The following is an 18472-nucleotide window of genomic DNA, read 5'->3' on the forward strand; positions in this document are numbered from 1 at the left end:
ATTTTTAAAGCAAATATGCTTACTTTTGTATGATATGGATTAAGAGCCTGCTGTAGTAGCAGGCTTTTTTTAACCTGATTCTATGGCTACACCCAGAGTACTGATTGTCACCCTCATTGCACTACTTTCTGCTACTGTCTTTTCCTGTAAACCAGCTTGTCCTATTGTCTCTTGTCAGGTGCGAATGGTACACCCGCATGGCGAACAGGAGTTCAGGGGCCAGCCCATCTGGAAAAAGCAGCACCCTAAAATGGGAGAGAAGCTTCCTAAAACTTCCCAGGAGAAGGTGCCAGACAGGAAAGACAACAGTAGAAACAAGAATTAGGCTATATAGCAGTTTAGTCATTTATACCTAAATTGCATGCGTTAAACTATCAACCTAAACAAAAAACATTTAGATTTTAGACATGATCGAAGGCGAAAGAATAATACCGATCAACATTGAAGACGAAATGCGCGGTGCGTATATCGACTACTCAATGTCTGTTATCATTTCAAGAGCCTTACCCGACGTTCGGGACGGACTGAAGCCTGTGCACCGCCGTGTGCTCTACGGTATGTCTGAACTGGGGGTATCTTATAACAAAGCCTATAAAAAATCGGCCAGGATAGTAGGAGAGGTGCTGGGTAAATATCACCCGCACGGGGACTCTTCTGTTTACGAAACCATGGTACGTATGGCCCAGGAATGGTCTTTACGATACCCGTTGGTAGATGGCCAGGGTAACTATGGCTCTATAGACGGTGACTCACCCGCTGCGATGCGTTATACAGAAGCGCGACTCAAAAGAATTGCTGACGAGCTGCTTGCAGACCTGGAAAAGAACACCGTTGATTTTGTGCCAAACTTCGATGACTCGTTGAAAGAGCCATCAGTGATGCCTGCCAAGTTTCCGAACCTGCTCGTAAACGGTACATCTGGTATAGCAGTGGGAATGGCTACGAACATGGCACCTCATAACCTGACTGAGGTAGTAAACGGCACCATCGCGTATATTGAAAACAAGGACATTACCGTAGCTGAACTGATGCAGTTCATCACTGCACCGGACTTCCCGACTGGTGGTATCATTCATGGTTATGATGGTGTGAAATCTGCTTTTGAAACAGGCCGTGGCCGTGTATTGATGCGTGGGCGTGCAATTTTTGAAACAACCCCTTCCGGTAAGGAGCAGATTATCGTAACAGAAATCCCTTACATGGTAAACAAGGCATCTATGATTGAAAAGACGGCTGCCCTTGTTAATGAGAAGAAAATTGAGGGCATAGCCGATTTACGTGACGAGTCTGACCGTGATGGATTACGTATTGTGTATGACCTGAAGCGCGATGCTATACCGAATGTAGTACTCAACAACCTGTACAAGTATACGGCACTGCAGTCTTCATTTGGCGTGAACAACGTGGCGCTTGTGAAAGGTCGCCCGATGACGCTGAACCTGAAAGAGCTGATTCATTACTTTGTGGAGCACCGCCATGAGGTGGTTATCCGCCGCACGAATTATGAACTGGACGAGGCGAAGAAACGGGCGCACATCCTAGAAGGTTTGCTCATAGCACTGGACAACCTGGACGAGGTTATCAACCTGATTCGTTCTTCCCGTGATCCGGAGATAGCCCGAAATGGCTTGATAGAGCGCTTCGGTTTATCTGAGCTTCAGGCTCGTGCCATCTTGGACATGCGTCTGCAGCGTCTCACCGGCCTGGAGCGTGACAAAATTCAGCAGGAATTCCAGGAAATTATGAAGTTGATTGATTATTTAACTTCTATTCTGAACGATGAGGGCCTGCGCATGCAGATCATTAAAGACGAACTGACAGAGATCAGGGATCGGTACGGGGACGGACGGCGCACCGGCATTGAGGCCAGCACCGGCGATATATCTTACGAAGACATGATCCCGGAAGAGAACATGGTGATCACCATCTCCCACGAAGGCTATATCAAGCGTACTTCCCTGAGCGAGTACCGCAGCCAAAGCCGCGGCGGAGTAGGATCAAGGGGAGTGGCCGCATCAAAGGAAAGTGATTTCACTGAGCACCTGTTTATTGCAAACACGCACCACCATATGCTGTTCTTCACAGAGTATGGCCGCGTGTTTTGGCTCAAAGTTTATGAGTTGCCAGAAGGAGGGAAGACCACGAAAGGGCGCGCCATTCAGAACCTCATTCAGATAGAGAAAGACGACAATGTACGTGCTGTCCTGAATGTGCGTGACCTGAAGAATGAGGATTATGTGCTCAACCACAACCTGGTATTCATTACAGAGCAGGGTACTATCAAGAAAACCGCGCTGGAAGCGTATTCACGCCCTCGCACCAACGGTATCAACGCGATTACCATTAACGATGGGGACCGCCTGCTGGATGTGCAGTTGACAAACGGCAGTAGTGAAATCATCATCGCGCTGGAGTCTGGCAGGGCCATCCGCTTTAACGAAAGCCAGGTTCGGGGCATGGGACGCAACGCGGCAGGGGTTCGCGCCGTAACTCTTGGCGGACCGGCAGACAAGGTAGTTGGTATGGTTTGTGTTACAGATGAGAACACAGAGCTTTTAGTGGTTTCTGAAAACGGTTTTGGTAAACGCTCTCTTTTAGAAGAGTACCGCATCACAAACCGGGGCGGTAAGGGTGTAAAAACCATGAATGTGACAGAAAAAACTGGAAAACTGGTTGCCATAAAAGGTGTGATTGACACGGACGACCTGATGATTATCAACCGTTCCGGCATCACCATCAGGTTAAATGTGAGCGAATTGCGGGTTATCGGACGAGCCACGCAAGGTGTTCGCCTGATTAAACTGAATGAGAACGACCAGATTTCGTCAGTAGCTAAAGTAGAGATGGAGAACGAGGAGGAGATAGTGGAGGCTGTTTTGGATCAATCTGAACTGACTCCTGAAGAGTCTTTGCAACCGGATGACATGATAGATCCGGATAAAGCTGACGATGAGCCTGAGAACACTGAAGAAGTATAAATTAAACGTAAACGAACTAATCTTTAAGTAATTAACGTTACACAAACAATCACAAACCATTCAAATATAATATGAAAAAAGTACTTTTAACAGCCTTAGCAGCCGCAACCATATCGGTAGCAAGTGCACAAAACTCGGCCGTAAACAGCGCTATCCTGAACCACAAGAACGGTACGCTGGACAAAGCCCAGGAAAGTATTAACCAGGCCATTGAACATAAGAAAACCAAAGACAAAGCCAAGACCTGGTTTTACAGAGGTGTAATTTACCAGGACATGATCGGCAACCCGATTTATGGTAAGATGACTGATGACAAAACACCACTTATTGTTCTGGAGTCGTTCGACAAAACGCTTGAGTTGGATGGTAATAATGGTGAGTTTGCCAAGCAGGTACCTGCCCGCAAAGAGCAACTGTACGGCCAGGTGCTGAACCAGGCGGTAGAATTCCATAACAACCAAGACTGGGAGAACGCCATTGAGAAGTACAAACTGGCCAGCAAAATCAACCCCACTGATACCACATCCGTTTTATATGCGGCTTATGCCTCAACAGCTAACAAAGATTACCCGGCTGCCATTGGTTTCTATGACAACCTGATAAAAATGGGCCACACTACAGAGGATGTTTACAAAAACAAAATCCAGTTGATGCAGGCCACCGAAGCTTCTGATGAAGAAGTGATGAAAACTTTGTCTGCCGGATTAGAGAAGCAGCCAAACAGCGTTTACCTGATGCAGGAAGAGCTTCGCTATTACCTGAAGAACGACCGTGGCGAAGAAGCAATGGAGAAACTGGATAAAGCCATTGCAGCTGATCCATCCAATGCCAGTCTTTTAGCAGTGAAAGGAAACCTGTTAGAGCGCAAGAAGGATCTGGACGGTGCTACAGCAACGTATAAGAAGGCTATTGAAATCGAGCCTAACAACTTTGATGCAAACTATAACCTGGGTGTGCTTGAGTTCAACAAAGGTGCTGATGTAAACAACAGAGCAGCAAAGATGGACTATGCAACATATCAGAAAAAAGGTAAGGCTTTAGAAGCTGAAGCCAAGAAGCACTACCAGGCGGCATTGCCATACTTTGAGAAGGCTCTTGAGATTCAGCCAAAAGATCAGGCAACTATGCAGAACCTGATTAAGCTTTACACACGTTTAGAGCGTAAGGCTGATGCTGAGAAAATCAGCGCTATGCTGAATCAGTAATAATTAGAATAAATTGAAATTTAAATCATCCCAAACTTTCTAATCGGGAGTAGGCGGTAAATTCATTGAGGATGTTGGCCAGTGCCAATCGGATACGGTAAAGCGGTGCAGGAGTATTCCTGGGCCGCTTTTCTGTTCTATGGCAGGCCTGCCGCAGCAACATCCAGCAAGGCGGCGAGTTTCTCGAGGAAGGGGAAGAGGAAAGTCTCCTGCCGGTGGGAGAAAAAACGGGACAGGTAGAAAACATCATTCTATCCTTTTTTATTCTAAATCCTAAAATTCGGGATGATTTATGTTTTTTTATTTGAGCATTAAGGTTTAAACATGATAATTTTCTCTTTTAAATTATAATCATTATATTATCTTGTTTTCATGAAAAAAATTTTACCTAAGTTCATTTTCTAAATATAAAAAGGCTCTTTTTTCACTTTTAAATAACATAGATGCATAATGTGATACTTTACTGAGTTAATCGTACTATAGCAAACCCTATAATATTTCGCATTTCTTAGCGTTTGTAATTCATTTGCTTCTTTAGTTTAGTATGTTGCGTAATCCCCATTCGCCTCCCTCTATTTTACCTCTACCTGCCGGGGTGCCAAGGCCACTGTGGTCGGTGATGATTCCGGTCTACAACTGCGCTGACTTCATACCTGAAGCATTGCAAAGTGTGCTGGCTCAGGGTATAGGGGAGGAGCAAATGCAGATAGAGGTTGTAGATGATGCAAGCACTGATGCAGATGTGGAGGCCATTGTAAAGGAAATCGGTGGAGGAAGAGTGTGCTATTACCGCCAGCCAGAGAACGTGGGTAGCCTGCGTAATTTTGAAACATGCATCAACCGCGCCCGAGGCAGGCTGGTGCATCTGCTACACGGCGATGACCGGGTAAAGCAGGGTTTCTACCGTAAAATAGCCTTACTCTTTGACAAATACCCAGTGGCAGGCGCTGCTTTCTGCAGATATAATTTCATCGACAAAAACGGGAACAGGACGCACACTAACGCTTGTGAAGCCCAAAAAGATACAATATTAGAAGACTGGTTTGTTCAGATATGCAAGAAGCAGCGCATTCAGTATGCTTCTATGGTTGTGCGTCGTGAGGTATATGAGCATTTGGGAAGCTTTTATGGAATGGCTTACGCAGAGGATTGGGAAATGTGGGTACGCATCGCGCGGTATTATACTATAGCTTATACTCCAGAAATTCTTGCGGAATACCGGCTGCTGGATAATTCTATGTCCAATCGTATGGAAACTTCCGGTCAGAGTTTGTACTTACTACTCAAATCACGAGCGCTTATACAGGAGCATATTGTGCAGGAGAATATACCTGAAAGAATAAAAAAGCATATCATTGCTGAAGGAAAAAAACATTGTGCTCTTTACAGTATAGCGTTAGCCAGTAATATTTATAAGAAAACCCATAACAGCTTATTAGCTAAGGAATATATTAAAACAGCACTCCATCTAAGTAAAAAACCTTATGTTGTTTTACGTGTGCTTAAATTCTGCTTGAAGTTTGCTCTCATCAAGTTTTCTGCTCATTCTTTTATTGGAATAACTCTTTTGAACCACTATACCTAATCCTTTGGTCTAGCATGTTGCGTATTCCCCAATCGCCTCCCTCTATTTTACCTCTACCTGCCGGGGTGCCAAGGCCACTGTGGTCGGTGATGATTCCGGTCTACAACTGCGCTGACTTCATACCTGAAGCATTGCAAAGTGTGCTGGCTCAGGGTATAGGGGAGGAGCAAATGCAGATAGAGGTTGTAGATGATGCAAGCACTGATGCAGATGTGGAGGCCATTGTAAAGGAAATCGGTGGAGGAAGAGTGTGCTATTACCGCCAGCCAGAGAACGTGGGTAGCCTGCGTAATTTTGAAACATGCATCAACCGCGCCCGAGGCAGGCTGGTGCATCTGCTACACGGCGATGACCGAGTAAAGCAGGGTTTCTACTGTAAAATAGCCTTACTCTTTGACAAATACCCAGCGGCAGGCGCTGCCTTTTCAAATTATTTAGACATTAATACTGATAGTAATGCTATTAAACTTCACAAATCATTAGCAGAAAAAGATGAAATTCTAAAAGATGGGTTGATAAAGATTTCTGAATATCAGTATATTCAATATGTTTCTATGGTAGTACGTCGTGAGGTTTATGAGAATTTGGGAAGCTTCTACGGTGTTGTTTATGGAGAAGATTGGGAAATGTGGGCACGAATTGCCAAAAATTACCCAATTGCTTATACTCCGGAAACTCTGGCTGAATACAGGAAGCATCAAGGCTCAATTTCTTGGCCTGAATATGAAACAGGACAGAATACAAGAGATTTAGCGCATGTATTGAATATCATAGAGAATTATTTACCAGCTGACAAGAAAGGCATCATGTGTAAGTCGAAAAAAAGTTGTGCGCTTTTTTGTTTAGCTAAAGCAAACGTTATTTTAGCCGAATCACATAATACAGTAGCTGCCATGGCACAAATCAAACTTGCACTCAGTTTAAGTAGATCGCCGATTCTCTATTATCACATAGCAAAATTTTATATCAAGTTAGTTTTAAAAACATACTAGAAGATGAGGGTGCTACTATAGGTAGGTAACGTTGAATGCTATTTAACATAATATAAATTATAAGACTTATAATATACGATGTAAAACATCTATTTTAAGTGTCACTCATAATATACTTTATGTTAAATAGAATAGGGAAAGAAAGTATGCCGATAACAGCTTAAGTTACCAAACCTTTGGATGCGACGTTAGTAGTTATGGGAGTAAATAAAAGAACCATCAACAATAAAAACTGAAAACAAATGAATGTATCATTAGATCAAGCACAAGCAGCCATAAAAGCAGCGACAGAAAAATCACAGGAACTAAACCTGAAGATGAACATTGCCATTGTAGACGCTGGCGCAAACCTGACTGCCTTCGCGCGTATGGATGGCGCCTGGCTTGGCTCCATTGACATCGCAATCAAAAAAGCAAAAACGGCACGCTTCTTTGATATGCCTACTGGTGATATCGGGCAAATTTCACAGCCGGGTGGCTCCCTTTTTAACATTGAGCACTCTAACGGCGGACTGATTACTTTTCCAGGCGGTATTCCGATTAAAAGCGGAAATGGTGAAGTGATAGGTGCCATTGGTGTATCTGGAAGCACCGTAGAAAACGACCATACTGTAGCTGAAGCTGGTATGAATGCCGTTAATTAAACCAGGAAAAAATAATTAAAACAAAAGGAGTCGCGGCTGTGAGCTGCGACTCCTTTTGTTTTATAAAAAAATGTTTCTGCTTCTTAGAAGATATACTTGGTGCTCAGGAAGTTTGAATTGCCTTTGTTCACAATCTCATTGATGAGCTGTTTGTTGTTTTCGTTTAGCTTAGTCGCAACTAAAGATCGGATAGAGAAAGAACGTAGAGCATCCACTACAGACAAAGTACCTTCGGCACTGTCTTTTCGGCCAGTGAACGGGAAGGTGTCGGGTCCGCGCTGGCACTGGCAGTTAATGTTGACGCGGCTAACCTGGTTCACCAGTGGATCTATCAAAGAAGCTGTTTCAGTGGCATCGTTACTGAAAATACTTACCTGCTGCCCGTGCGTAGACTCTATCAGGTACTGAATTGGCTCCTCCAGGTCATCAAAAGGCACGACCGGAATTACGGGTCCAAATTGCTCCTCCCGGTATACTTTCATCTTTTGGTTTACCGGGTATAGTATGGCCGGATAAACAAAGGATTCAAATGAAGCCCCTCCTCCTCTATTTATAACCGCTGCGCCATACGCTTCCGCATCATCAATTAAGTCTTTTAGATAAGCAGGCTTTTGCGGCTCCGGTAGTGGCGTCAGGGCTACTCCTTTTTCCCACGGCATTCCTATCTTCAGCTTACTGACAGCTTCACTTAATTGCCCCAGGAACTGGTCTACTTTGGAGCGGTGCACAAATATAATCTTAAGAGCAGTACAGCGTTGCCCATTGAATGAAAGCGCGCCCAGTACCGTTTCAGAAACTGCCAAACTCACATCAGCATTTTCTGTTACGATGGCGGCATTTTTAGCGTCCAAACCCAGTATGGCACGAAGCCTGTTCACCTTCGGGTGAAGTTTCTTCAGTTCATCGGCTACTTTACTGGAGCCTATCAATGTTAGCACGTTGATTTGACCTGTCTGCATTAGCGCTGGCACTATGGCATGTCCACGACCATAGATTGTATTCACTACTCCTTTCGGAAAACATTCTTTAAATGCCTCCAAAAGTGGGTAATGCAATAGCGTACCGTGCTTTGGCGGCTTAAACAGCAGCGTATTTCCCATGATGAGTGCAGGGATAAGCGTGGTAAAGGTTTCGTTCAGCGGATAGTTGAACGGACCCATGCATAACACCACTCCCAGCGGCGAACGACGAATCTGCGCTACAATACCCTGCTCTATTTCGAAGCGGGAAGAATCCCGGTCCAGGTCTTTTAAGGCGTCAATAGTCGCATAAATATACTCCACAGTTCTGTCGAACTCCTTTACTGAATCCGCAACAGACTTTCCTATTTCCCACATGATGAGTTTCACCACTATGTCCTTTTGCTCTTTCATTTTATGCGTGAACTGCTCCACGCAACGGATGCGGTCCTGCACACTCATCGTTGGCCACTGTCCGCGGCCATGGTTATAGGCAGCCACAGCGGCATCCAATGATTCAATAGCTTCTTTCTCGGTGCAAACAGGATACGTGCCAATAACCTTGCGCTTATACCCATCGGGTGTTTGAACAGCTACGGGGGAGTAAACAGTATGCACTGCTCCCTCCCACTGTTTCATTTCCCCGTTAGATAGGTACTCGCGCTGATGAATTTCCTGTTTTAGTTTAAACTCATCCGGAATCTGATGTTCGGCAACAAAAATTGATTTTACCTGGTCTTCCGTTGCATTCTCTGCAAAGTCTGTTACACTCATTGCATGTTGGTTTGATTATGAATTAAATTGATGCAGCTTTTTTACATATCTTTTGTGCTGATGAAAGCCATTCTGTAAAAAAGAATGGTATCACCTCGGCTCCGCAAGCCTGTCAAAGATTCACAAAACTATAGTATAAATTTCATTAAATAAAGCAATACAAAGATTTTGTTGAGAAAGTCATAAGTATATCCATACAATATTGAAGTATTGCTAACAAGTGTTAGTTTTGCTATATAGCTACTTGTGTAATAAAGAAACCAAGCAAGAGAAAGGAAAAGGCAGTGCTACTATGGATACATTCTTTTATGCAAAGGAAGGACAAGCAAATTTGACTTTTGTTTTTCATCCCTCCTCTTTGCTTCTTAATTGCTATACGAGGCACCAGAAAGTGTATCTTCGTTTTTGTAGAGCAATTTGTTTTAACAGTAGCTTATGGAAATAAGATTTAGCTAGTTATGTGGTTATATTAGTAACGCTTATGATGAAAAAAGAGCAAATTTCACTCAAAAAGGTTCCTGGGTGGGTATTATTACTGGCTGCCTTTGCTGTACTCTATGTCACGGGTTTGCACACAGAGGCCATCGGGCAGTTACAGCGGCTGATGCTAAAGACCGGCCTTCTGAACGCTGACGTGCCCGAACAAGCTGCTGGTGCACTTTTAAAATCCGGTTCACCTGCAATACCATCTGCAAGCGAAGCCGGTGTGGTGGGAAGCGGTTTTCAGTTAACCACCCTGGATGGCGCCACGGTGGATTTCAAAAGCTTGAAAGGGAAAGTAGTATTCCTGAACATCTGGGCTACCTGGTGCCCGCCCTGTGTGGCAGAAATGCCCAACATACAGCGTCTATATGAAAAGGTGGGTTCAGATAAGATTGCTTTTGTCATGCTATCAGTAGATGACAGAGGAGTGGACAAAGTGCAGAAGTTTATTCAAAAGAAAGGCTTTACGTTTCCTGTTTACATGCCTGCAGGGCTGCTTCCGGAGGAGTTCAGCAGCGAAGCTATACCTACCACATTCATTATATCACCTGAAGGTAAAATAGTGGCAAGGCAGGAAGGAATGGCAGAATACGACACGAAAGAAATGCGTGAGTTTCTCCTAAGTATGGCAAAGTAAAAGTAATCTACCTATAGAAAAGAAAAAGGAAATGAAGGTAAAAAAAAGATCCTGCAACATGACATGGCAGGACCCTTTTAACTTTTATAGCCAAGCTATTTTGCAGCCATCATTATTTCTGTTTGCTCCGGAGCCTGGTCTAGCTTTGTGTATTCTTCGTTTCCGCCCCGGAGCCAGCTTACTGCCGCAATAGCTATTGCTGTTGCAATGGCTATGATGACTGCTGGCAGAAATCCATCTACTTTGAAATTACCCACCAGCATGTCCACCAGCTTTATCATCAGGGAAACCACGAAAATACTAATAATGGCTTCCAGTAAGAAAAAGGTAACCAGGTTAAGCAATCCTCCTAAAAGCCAACCGATAGTAGCATTGAAAATGGCAATCAAAAAAGCAACCCATAAGGCCGTCCAGAAGCTCTTTACATGCACACTGGACATGGCGTAAGCCAGTATCAGAATGACGCCGGCAGTAATGAATAAGTTAATTATAAATTCCATAGTGTTGTTTTGTTGTTTATCTATAGAACACTACTACGGAGGCATTGACGTTTTTGATAGGAATAAATACTAATCCCTATACTCTGGCTTCAGCTTATTGCGGAAATTAGCCTCGAATTTTGCTACTTTAGGCCTAGCCACTGACACTACATAAGGGTCAGAAGGATTGTTAACATAATAATCCTGATGATAACCTTCTGCATCCCAAAACTTTTTGAAAGGCTGAATTTTAGTTACGATATCGTCACGGTAAACACCAGCTTCATCCAGATGCCGAACAAAATCATCAACAATCTTTTTCTCTTCCGGTGTGCGGTAAAATACCACCGAGCGGTACTGTTTGCCATAATCCGGACCCTGCCTGTTGAGGGTAGTAGGATCATGTGTGGCAAAAAACACCTCTAACAGCTCCTGATAAGAGATTTGCTCCGGATTATAGTATACCTGTACAGCCTCAGCATAATCTGTTTCGCCGGCACTTACCTCACTGTAATTCGGATTCGCTTTGGTACCACCAGAATAGCCGGAAATAACCGCCTCCACACCTTGTAATCGCTCAAAGTAAGCTTCCGTACACCAGAAACAACCTCCGGCAAAAGTCGCCTTAGCCAATCCTGCCGTGTCTTCAGGTAATATCGTCTTACCAGCCTCACTGGCCAGGCTGCTCGTCGTCTGGTCGGTGCTGGCTTCGGTGCAGGAGGTGAAAAGAAATAAGAGAGGTAATAAAAAGTAAATTTTAGCTATTGTCATGGGTTACATGTTGAGTTTATAATTCTTCTTAACGACAACAAGCTTTCAGCAGATTTAGTTTGTACAGGTGCTGTCGCTGCCTATCTTTGATTAGCCAAGGAAATCTATCCTAACATGCAACTGCTATACAACAACCACCTGCTGCACGAAAGCGAGTTGCGGCTGCCACTTTCAAACAGGGCTTTTCAGTTTAACGATGGTTTCTTTGAAACAATTATCATCAGGCGGGGAAGTTTATGCTTCTGGCAGGACCACCTGCTGCGTATGCAGGAAGCAGCTGCTGCTCTCCACTTAGCTCTTCCCCCCTATTTCACCTTAACTTCATTTGAGGAAAAGCTGTTGAAACTGGCAGCAAAACAGCAGGCAACAGCATACGCCAGGCTCAAGCTGAAAGTCTGGAGGTCTGGCGGCGGGTTGTATACACCTGAGACAAATCAGGTGGAGTGGCTGGCAACTGCACAACAGGCAACACCTCCTTCTGCGTTGCCACTCCAAGTTGGTTTATGCCGCCAGGTTCGCACGCAGTATTCTCCCCTCTCTCATTTTAAAGGACCAAACGCACCTATGTACGTTTTGGCTGCCATGGAGAAGGACAAGCGCAATCTTGATGACTTAGTGCTGCTCGACCTTCAGAACAAGGTGTCAGAACTCACCTCCTCCAATATTTTGTGGGTAAGAGAAAACAGGGTCTTCACCCCCGCCCTGAGCACGGGCTGTATAAATGGTGTGCTGCGCCGGAACATTGTGCGCTGGTGCCAGCAGCATAAAGTAGAAGTTGCAGAGGTTTTAGGCGACATCGATCAACTATATCATTCTGATGGGGTATTTTCTGCCAATGTAACAGGCATCAAAAGAATAGCCGCTATAGAAGAAGTTTCTGTTTCTACACGGCACCCCCTGGTAGAGCAGCTAGCCCGGGATCTATCGGTGTAGAAGCTTCTGATAGGTCTGAAAAAAGCCACCTTATTTTATAATCATCTTCAGGCATTACCTTCCTTACCTTGTATTCAATTCCTTTTTTTCCTAAAGCGTTCCTGCTTCAGCCGGAGTCATTATTCTACTGAGGCAGGAAATCCAAACCCATTCTACCATACTTCAAAAAAAACTTTTTTTCTTAATGGACTGAATTATTTTTCTTCTAAATATTATTTTTTATACTTGAAAAATAAAAGAACTCTTGTTCTTAACACAACGTATTTAGTATAAGGGCTATATATATACACACAAATATTAATCTGCTGTATCTCCGAATGCAGCTTGGGGAATTTTAATACTGGTGTCAAGTCTCTATACCTATTCAAGCTTACAACTCATGCACCTTTTACCTGCTTCCAGGTTTAAGAAATGCTTCTCCGCTAAAGGCTGCTTCTAGCTGCACTATAGTCTTCCATTCCAAGCACAAACAACCATTTTGCTTCAGTATCCATGTTTCATTTTTATGTTAATTCCTATGAGGAAATTTTACGTCTATGCCTCCCTGTTTGTGGGTGGTTTGTTTTTTAACCAAGAAGGGTATGCACAGCAGCTGGAGCGTGTGAAGGAAAAGCTGGAGGATGCGAACGGAGCACCAGCTTTTATCAAGTTCAAAGTTAACGGCAAGGAAAGTTTCCGTGCTGATCAGGCCAGCCAAGTGCTGAGCACCTACCTGAATCTGAAAGCAGAAGACGAGCTGAAGCCGGTAAAACAGGAAACAGATGTGAATGGTTTTCAGCACCAGCGTTTTGCTCAGTACTACAAGGAAGTACGGGTAGAGTATGGCAGCTATCATGTGCATAGCAGGAACGGCATTGTAGAGTCTATCAACGGAGAAATTAAGAAAATTAAAAAGCTGAACACAAAGCCTGCCCTGGCTGAAAAAGCGGCTATGCAGAGAGCTGTGGCTTTTGTGGGAGCCCGAAAGTATATGTGGGATGACCCGGAACAGGAAGCCTGGATTAAAAAGACAGAGGGGAAACCTGAGGCTACTTTTTTCCCGAAAGGGGAGCTTGTAATCGTCAACAATTACCTCTCACCTTCTAAAGAAAGACGCGAGGAGCCTGTACTTGCCTGGAAGTTCAACATTTACGCGCAGGAGCCGCTGAGCCGTGACTTCATTTATGTGGATGCACAAACAGGGGAAGTTGTTCATAAAGATGCCATCATTAAACATGCTGTAGCCTCCGGATCAGCAACAACACGTTACAGTGGCACCCAGACCATTGCTACTGACAGCTACAATGGCAGCTTCCGGCTGAGAGATCTTTCCAGAGGGGGCGGCATCGAGACCTATAACTGTAAAACCGGCACCAGCTATAATACGGCGACAGACTTTACGGATGCTAACAACAGCTGGACAGACGGCGAATTTAACAACACGGCCAAAGACAATGCGGCGCTCGATGCACATTGGGCAGCCCAGAAAACGTACGATTACTTTAAAAACCGCCATAACCGCAACAGCTATGATAATGCCGGAGCAAAAATCAAAAGCTATGTGCACTATGACAAGAGTTATGAGAATGCTTTCTGGAACGGTTCTGTGATGACGTACGGCGACGGAGCAACGCGTTTCGACGCGCTGACCAGCCTGGATGTGGGAGCGCACGAAATTGGCCACGCTGTTTGCTCCAGCACGGCAAGCCTGGTTTACAGCAATGAGTCTGGGGCGCTGAATGAGGGCTTATCTGATATATGGGCAGCTGCTGTTGAGCAGTATGCGGCACCAACAAAGGCCACCTGGCTGATTGGGGAAGACATCGACAAGCAGCGCCCTGCACTCCGTTCTATGAGCGATCCGAATGCAGAAGGACAACCCGACACCTACAAAGGCACCCACTGGTACAGCGGCACAGAGGACAATGGCGGCGTGCACACAAACAGTGGTGTACTGAATTACTGGTTTTACCTGCTTTCAGTAGGCAAGTCTGGCACCAATGATCACGGCACTACTTTTAGTGTATCTGGTATAGGCATAACAGATGCAGCAAAGATAGTGTACCGTATGGAAACTGTTTACCTTACCTCTAACTCCGGTTATGCTGATGCCCGCACCTATTCTATACAGGCGGCAACTGATCTTTTCGGACAGGGTTCTAACCAGGTGCTCCAGGCTACTAATGCCTGGCACGCTGTGGGAGTAGGTGGCAAGTTTGGAGAGTTAACCTATTGTGCTTCTAAAGGTAAAAGCAATGCAGACGAGTGGATAGCCGGCGTAAAGGTGGGCAGTTTCAGCAATACTTCAACCGCGGCCGGTTATTCAGACTTCACAGGTAAAACCATCAGCCTCTCTGCAGGTGGCACCTATGCCTTTACCCTTACCCCCGGCTACACCGCCACTGCTTACAACGAATACTGGAAAGTATGGATAGACTATAACAAGGATGGCAATTTTGAGGATGCCGGCGAACTTGTGTATGATGCTGGAAAACTTAACGCAACAGCTGTATCCGGTAACATAACAGTTTCTTCTGCAGCATCCGGCACTACGCGGATGCGGGTTTCCATGAAGTATAATGGCGCGCAAACAGTCTGCGAAACGTTTAACTATGGGGAGGTAGAAGATTATGCCGTCAGCTTTACTGCTCCTGCTACTTGTGCAGTACCGGCAAGTTTAGCGGCTACAAATATTACGGCCTCATCGGCTTCTTTGTCCTGGGCAGCAGTTTCCGGCGCAAGCAGTTACAGTGTTCGATTCCGTATTGTGGGCACCACCACCTGGAGCTCCAGCACCTTGACCGGAACATCTGCAAACGCCACCGGATTGGCTGCGGCTAAGCAGTATGAATTCCAGGTGAGCAGTACCTGTTCCAGCGGCACATCTGCCTTCTCTGCCTCTAAAACCTTTACTACTGGCGCTGCCGTTGTAAGCTATTGCGCCTCTAAGGGTGGCAATGCCAGCTACGAATGGATAGATTTAGTAGAGTTTGGCGGGTTTAAGAACGTGACGGGCAACGACGGCGGGTATAAAGACTTCACCAGCCTTACTGCTAACGTGGCGCGCGGAAGCAGCAACACCATCTACATCAGTACCGGCTTCTCCAGCACTGCCTACACGGAATATTGGAAAGTATGGATCGATTTTAACCAGGATGGTGACTTTGAGGATGCCGGTGAAATGGTGGTAAGTGGTTCCTCTACCAGCAGCTCAACCTTAAGTGCTTCTGTTAATGTGCCTTCTGCCGCATTGTTAGGTAAAACGAGAATGCGGGTGTCCATGAAGTACAATGCTGCTCAGACAGCTTGTGAAAGCTTTGGCTACGGAGAGGTGGAAGATTATAGTGTGAACATCACGAACACATTTCAGGGTATTGTCGGTACACAGAGCCTAGAGGTAAAGTCTCTTGGCAATGAAGTGTCGCAGGATGTTGTTGTATACCCTAATCCTGCTGCCAGCCACATCTTTGTATCAACTCCTGCTAAAGAGGCAACTGTAAGCGTGTTGAGTATGACTGGTGCAGCCTTGCTGAAGGTGGAACTCCGCCACGGAAGTACTGACATCAATGTCTCATCCCTTCCGTCAGGCATATATTTACTGGAAGTACACGATGGACAGAAGCGACATTACCAGCGCATTGTAAAACAATAACATAGGGCTCTAAATTTTTAAAACCCCTGACTGGCACTGCTGGTCAGGGGTTTTAAGTTTTCAGGTGTTACACTTAATCACGTCCTTAAACCAGTATATAGCCCTCAGATACTGTCTTGTGTAAACCTAAAGGCAGAAGAATGTGCCCTACTGATTTTCATTTAAGACCCGATCAGGCTTTACTTTCAGAATTCGTTTCTACATTTGTGATTATTGATGTGTATTAACTACGGCAAACAATTAAGTGCTTACTTTACTGAATGCTTTGCCTCATTCCCTATCAGCATGATTGTTTGCGTCATCGGACTTGGCCTATTAGGTGGCTCTTTTGCCTTAGGTTTAAAAGCCAGGAAAACTCCTGTTACTATATTAGGTGTAGATAGTAATCCCTTACACGCCAGGCAAGCTTATAACAGAGGAATTGCTGATAAAATACTTTCCCTGGAAGAAGCTGTAATGCGCGCTGATCTGGTGGTGCTGGCCACACCGGTTAATGTTATACTGCACCAACTGCCTGCTGTACTGGACAAACTGCCTGCGAACGCCACTATCATTGACTTTGGTTCTACCAAGCAGCAACTCTGTGAAGCCGTGGCAGCGCATCCAAAGAGAAATCAGTTTGTAGCAACGCACCCTATTGCCGGGACAGAGTATTCGGGTCCTGAGGCCGCCTTTGCTTCTTTGCTCCATGGCAAAACCATGATCATCTGTGAAAAGGAAAAATCTCGTCCGGCCTCCCTTGCCCTTGTCGAAGCGCTTTGCCATTCCCTCACCATGCCGCTACGCTATATGCCGGCCGCTGAACACGATCTCCATTTTGCCTATGTCTCCCACCTGAGCCACATCAGCTCTTTTGCCCTCGGCTTAACGGTGCTGGATAAAGAGAAAAACCAAAAGAACATCTTTGATATGGCGGGAAGCGGTTTCTCTTCTACTGTACGCCTGGCCAAAAGCTCCCCACAGATGTGGGGGCCCATCTTCACCCAGAACCGTGAAAATGTATCGGAGGCACTGGCCGGCTATATTGCGCAACTGCAGCAGTTTAAAGAGGCAATTGATGCGCAGGATGAAGAGCTGACAAAGGCAATGATGGCTAAAGCCAACGACATTAGGAAGATTCTGGGATAAAGCTCCATTCTTTTTTACCCCCTGTGTCTTCAATATCTATTCCTTTTTATCTCCGTATATTTGTAGCTACAAACATTTATTTTTCAAAAATACTATATTATGGAATCATTAGCAGGAAAAGTAGCCCTTGTAACCGGAGCTGGTAAAGGCATAGGCAGGGCAATAGCTGTGGCTTTAGCCAAAGAAGGAGTACTTGTAGGGTTGCTTGCCCGCACCGAAAGCCAGTTAGAAGAAGTTGCCAACGAAGTGACCGCTGCAGGTGTGAAAGCAGCTGTGGTGACGGCCGATGTAGCCAGTATTGCAGCAGTGAACAGCGCAGTGGCGCAGGTAAAACAGGAATTAGGCACTATCGATATCCTGATAAATAATGCCGGCACTGCCACCTTCGGTAAGTTTTTGGAACTAGAGCCTGCAGAATGGGAGAAAAACATACAGGTAAATCTGATGGGCGTTTATTATACCACCCGTGCTGTATTGCCTGATATGATAGCGCGCGCTACTGGAGATATCATCAATATTTCTTCTACAGCAGGACAAAAAGGCTCGGCCGTTACAAGTGCCTATAGTGCCTCAAAATTTGCCGTAATGGGCCTATCAGAGTCTTTGATGCAGGAAGTTCGCAAACATAACATCCGCGTTAGCGCCCTTACGCCAAGCACAGTTGTAACAGATTTAGCACAGAACAACAATTTGATCAGCGGAGACCCTGAGCGGGTGATGCACCCGGAGGATTTGGCAGAGTTCATCATAGGACAGTTAAAGCTTAACCGGCGTGTCTTCATTAAGGAAGCCGGCCTTTGGTCTACAAATCCTTAACAGATTCAATTTTATAGTAAAGAAAAGAGCTGCATCCTTTAAAGGAGCGGCTCTTTTCTTTATACCCTATCATGTTTTTTTTCATAGCGATACTTCTTCCTGGTAAAAGTCTTAGACGCGGTAATTCGAGTCAAAATAAGTACTTGGAAGTAGGCTCATGTATGGGTATAGAATACAATTTAATTACTATCTGATAAGCCTGCCTGTGTATTATTTGTTAAACTATGAGAATTCATTAGAAGTTGAATTTTAGTAATATATGTTAAAACAAACAAAATCTGGAACATAACCTTTATTTCCTTACTATAATTGCTATATTCAGTTTTTTAGTAAATATTTTATTTCCAAACTATACCAGAACCTGTGCGTATGAATCATCATACAATTTTAACTAATCTAATATTGAGAACTGCCTGCACCTGCTGGCGTTCCCTATGAAAACATTTTTTTAACTTAA

The 18472-nt window shown here is 44.8% G+C and carries 14 protein-coding genes; 11 read left to right on the top strand and 3 right to left on the bottom strand.

Going from position 1 to position 18472, the window contains the following annotated elements; genetic code table 11:
- The first annotated feature begins 82 nt into the window (after positions 1-82).
- The 6 genes from ACFS7Z_RS01725 to ACFS7Z_RS01750 all read left to right on the top strand — a co-directional run bounded on the left by ACFS7Z_RS01725 (position 83) and on the right by ACFS7Z_RS01750 (position 7404).
- On the top strand, positions 83-325 hold the full coding sequence (locus tag ACFS7Z_RS01725) for a hypothetical protein (protein ID WP_377479927.1): 243 nt from the start codon (positions 83-85) through the stop codon (positions 323-325).
- Positions 326-407: 82 nt separating this feature from the next.
- Positions 408-2978: a DNA gyrase subunit A gene (gene gyrA, locus ACFS7Z_RS01730; protein ID WP_377479930.1), complete on the top strand. Its 2571-nt coding sequence runs from the start codon at positions 408-410 to the stop codon at positions 2976-2978.
- A gap of 71 nt (positions 2979-3049) precedes the next feature.
- Entirely contained in the window at positions 3050-4183 is a 1134-nt protein-coding gene (locus ACFS7Z_RS01735; RefSeq protein ID WP_377479933.1) for a tetratricopeptide repeat protein, read from the top strand.
- Between the two features lie 544 nt (positions 4184-4727).
- Positions 4728-5768: a glycosyltransferase family 2 protein gene (locus tag ACFS7Z_RS01740; RefSeq protein WP_377479935.1), complete on the top strand. Its 1041-nt coding sequence runs from the start codon at positions 4728-4730 to the stop codon at positions 5766-5768.
- 89 nt (positions 5769-5857) lie between these two features.
- The gene (locus ACFS7Z_RS01745) at positions 5858-6760 is read left to right on the top strand and encodes a glycosyltransferase family 2 protein (protein WP_377479937.1); all 903 of its coding nucleotides are present in this window, start codon (positions 5858-5860) and stop codon (positions 6758-6760) included.
- Between the two features lie 242 nt (positions 6761-7002).
- Positions 7003-7404 (top strand): GlcG/HbpS family heme-binding protein, encoded by a 402-nt coding sequence (locus tag ACFS7Z_RS01750; RefSeq protein ID WP_377479940.1) that lies wholly within the window; start codon positions 7003-7005, stop codon positions 7402-7404.
- Positions 7405-7487: 83 nt separating this feature from the next.
- On the opposite strand, the gene ACFS7Z_RS01755 is transcribed toward ACFS7Z_RS01750, so the two are convergent.
- Positions 7488-9137, bottom strand: coding sequence for an NADP-dependent glyceraldehyde-3-phosphate dehydrogenase (locus ACFS7Z_RS01755; protein WP_377479943.1), 1650 nt, complete (start codon positions 9135-9137; stop codon positions 7488-7490).
- A 481-nt stretch (positions 9138-9618) separates the two neighbouring features.
- Between ACFS7Z_RS01755 and ACFS7Z_RS01760 the strand changes: the two genes are divergently transcribed.
- Complete coding sequence (locus tag ACFS7Z_RS01760) at positions 9619-10257, top strand: TlpA disulfide reductase family protein (RefSeq protein ID WP_377479946.1); 639 nt, start codon at positions 9619-9621, stop codon at positions 10255-10257.
- A 95-nt stretch (positions 10258-10352) separates the two neighbouring features.
- Here the strand turns inward: ACFS7Z_RS01760 and ACFS7Z_RS01765 are convergent, their stop codons facing one another.
- Both ACFS7Z_RS01765 and msrA read right to left on the bottom strand, forming a co-directional pair.
- A complete protein-coding gene (locus ACFS7Z_RS01765) occupies positions 10353-10757 on the bottom strand; it encodes a phage holin family protein (RefSeq protein WP_377479949.1) in 405 nt (134 codons plus the stop codon).
- 69 nt (positions 10758-10826) lie between these two features.
- Positions 10827-11507 (bottom strand): peptide-methionine (S)-S-oxide reductase MsrA, encoded by a 681-nt coding sequence (gene msrA / locus ACFS7Z_RS01770; protein ID WP_377479952.1) that lies wholly within the window; start codon positions 11505-11507, stop codon positions 10827-10829.
- Positions 11508-11621: 114 nt separating this feature from the next.
- Between msrA and ACFS7Z_RS01775 the strand changes: the two genes are divergently transcribed.
- The 4 genes from ACFS7Z_RS01775 to ACFS7Z_RS01790 all read left to right on the top strand — a co-directional run bounded on the left by ACFS7Z_RS01775 (position 11622) and on the right by ACFS7Z_RS01790 (position 18015).
- Complete coding sequence (locus ACFS7Z_RS01775; protein ID WP_377479955.1) at positions 11622-12440, top strand: aminotransferase class IV; 819 nt, start codon at positions 11622-11624, stop codon at positions 12438-12440.
- Positions 12441-12957: 517 nt separating this feature from the next.
- Positions 12958-16071 carry a M4 family metallopeptidase gene (locus tag ACFS7Z_RS01780; protein ID WP_377479958.1) on the top strand — a complete coding sequence of 1038 codons (3114 nt, stop codon included), beginning with the start codon at positions 12958-12960 and terminating at the stop codon, positions 16069-16071.
- A gap of 285 nt (positions 16072-16356) precedes the next feature.
- A complete protein-coding gene (locus ACFS7Z_RS01785) occupies positions 16357-17199 on the top strand; it encodes a prephenate dehydrogenase (protein WP_377479961.1) in 843 nt (280 codons plus the stop codon).
- A gap of 99 nt (positions 17200-17298) precedes the next feature.
- Entirely contained in the window at positions 17299-18015 is a 717-nt protein-coding gene (locus ACFS7Z_RS01790; RefSeq protein ID WP_377479964.1) for a 3-ketoacyl-ACP reductase, read from the top strand.
- Positions 18016-18472 lie beyond the last annotated feature (457 nt).

The organism is Pontibacter toksunensis (assembly GCF_042686245.1).
GTDB classification, from domain to species: Bacteria; Bacteroidota; Bacteroidia; order Cytophagales; family Hymenobacteraceae; genus Pontibacter; species Pontibacter toksunensis.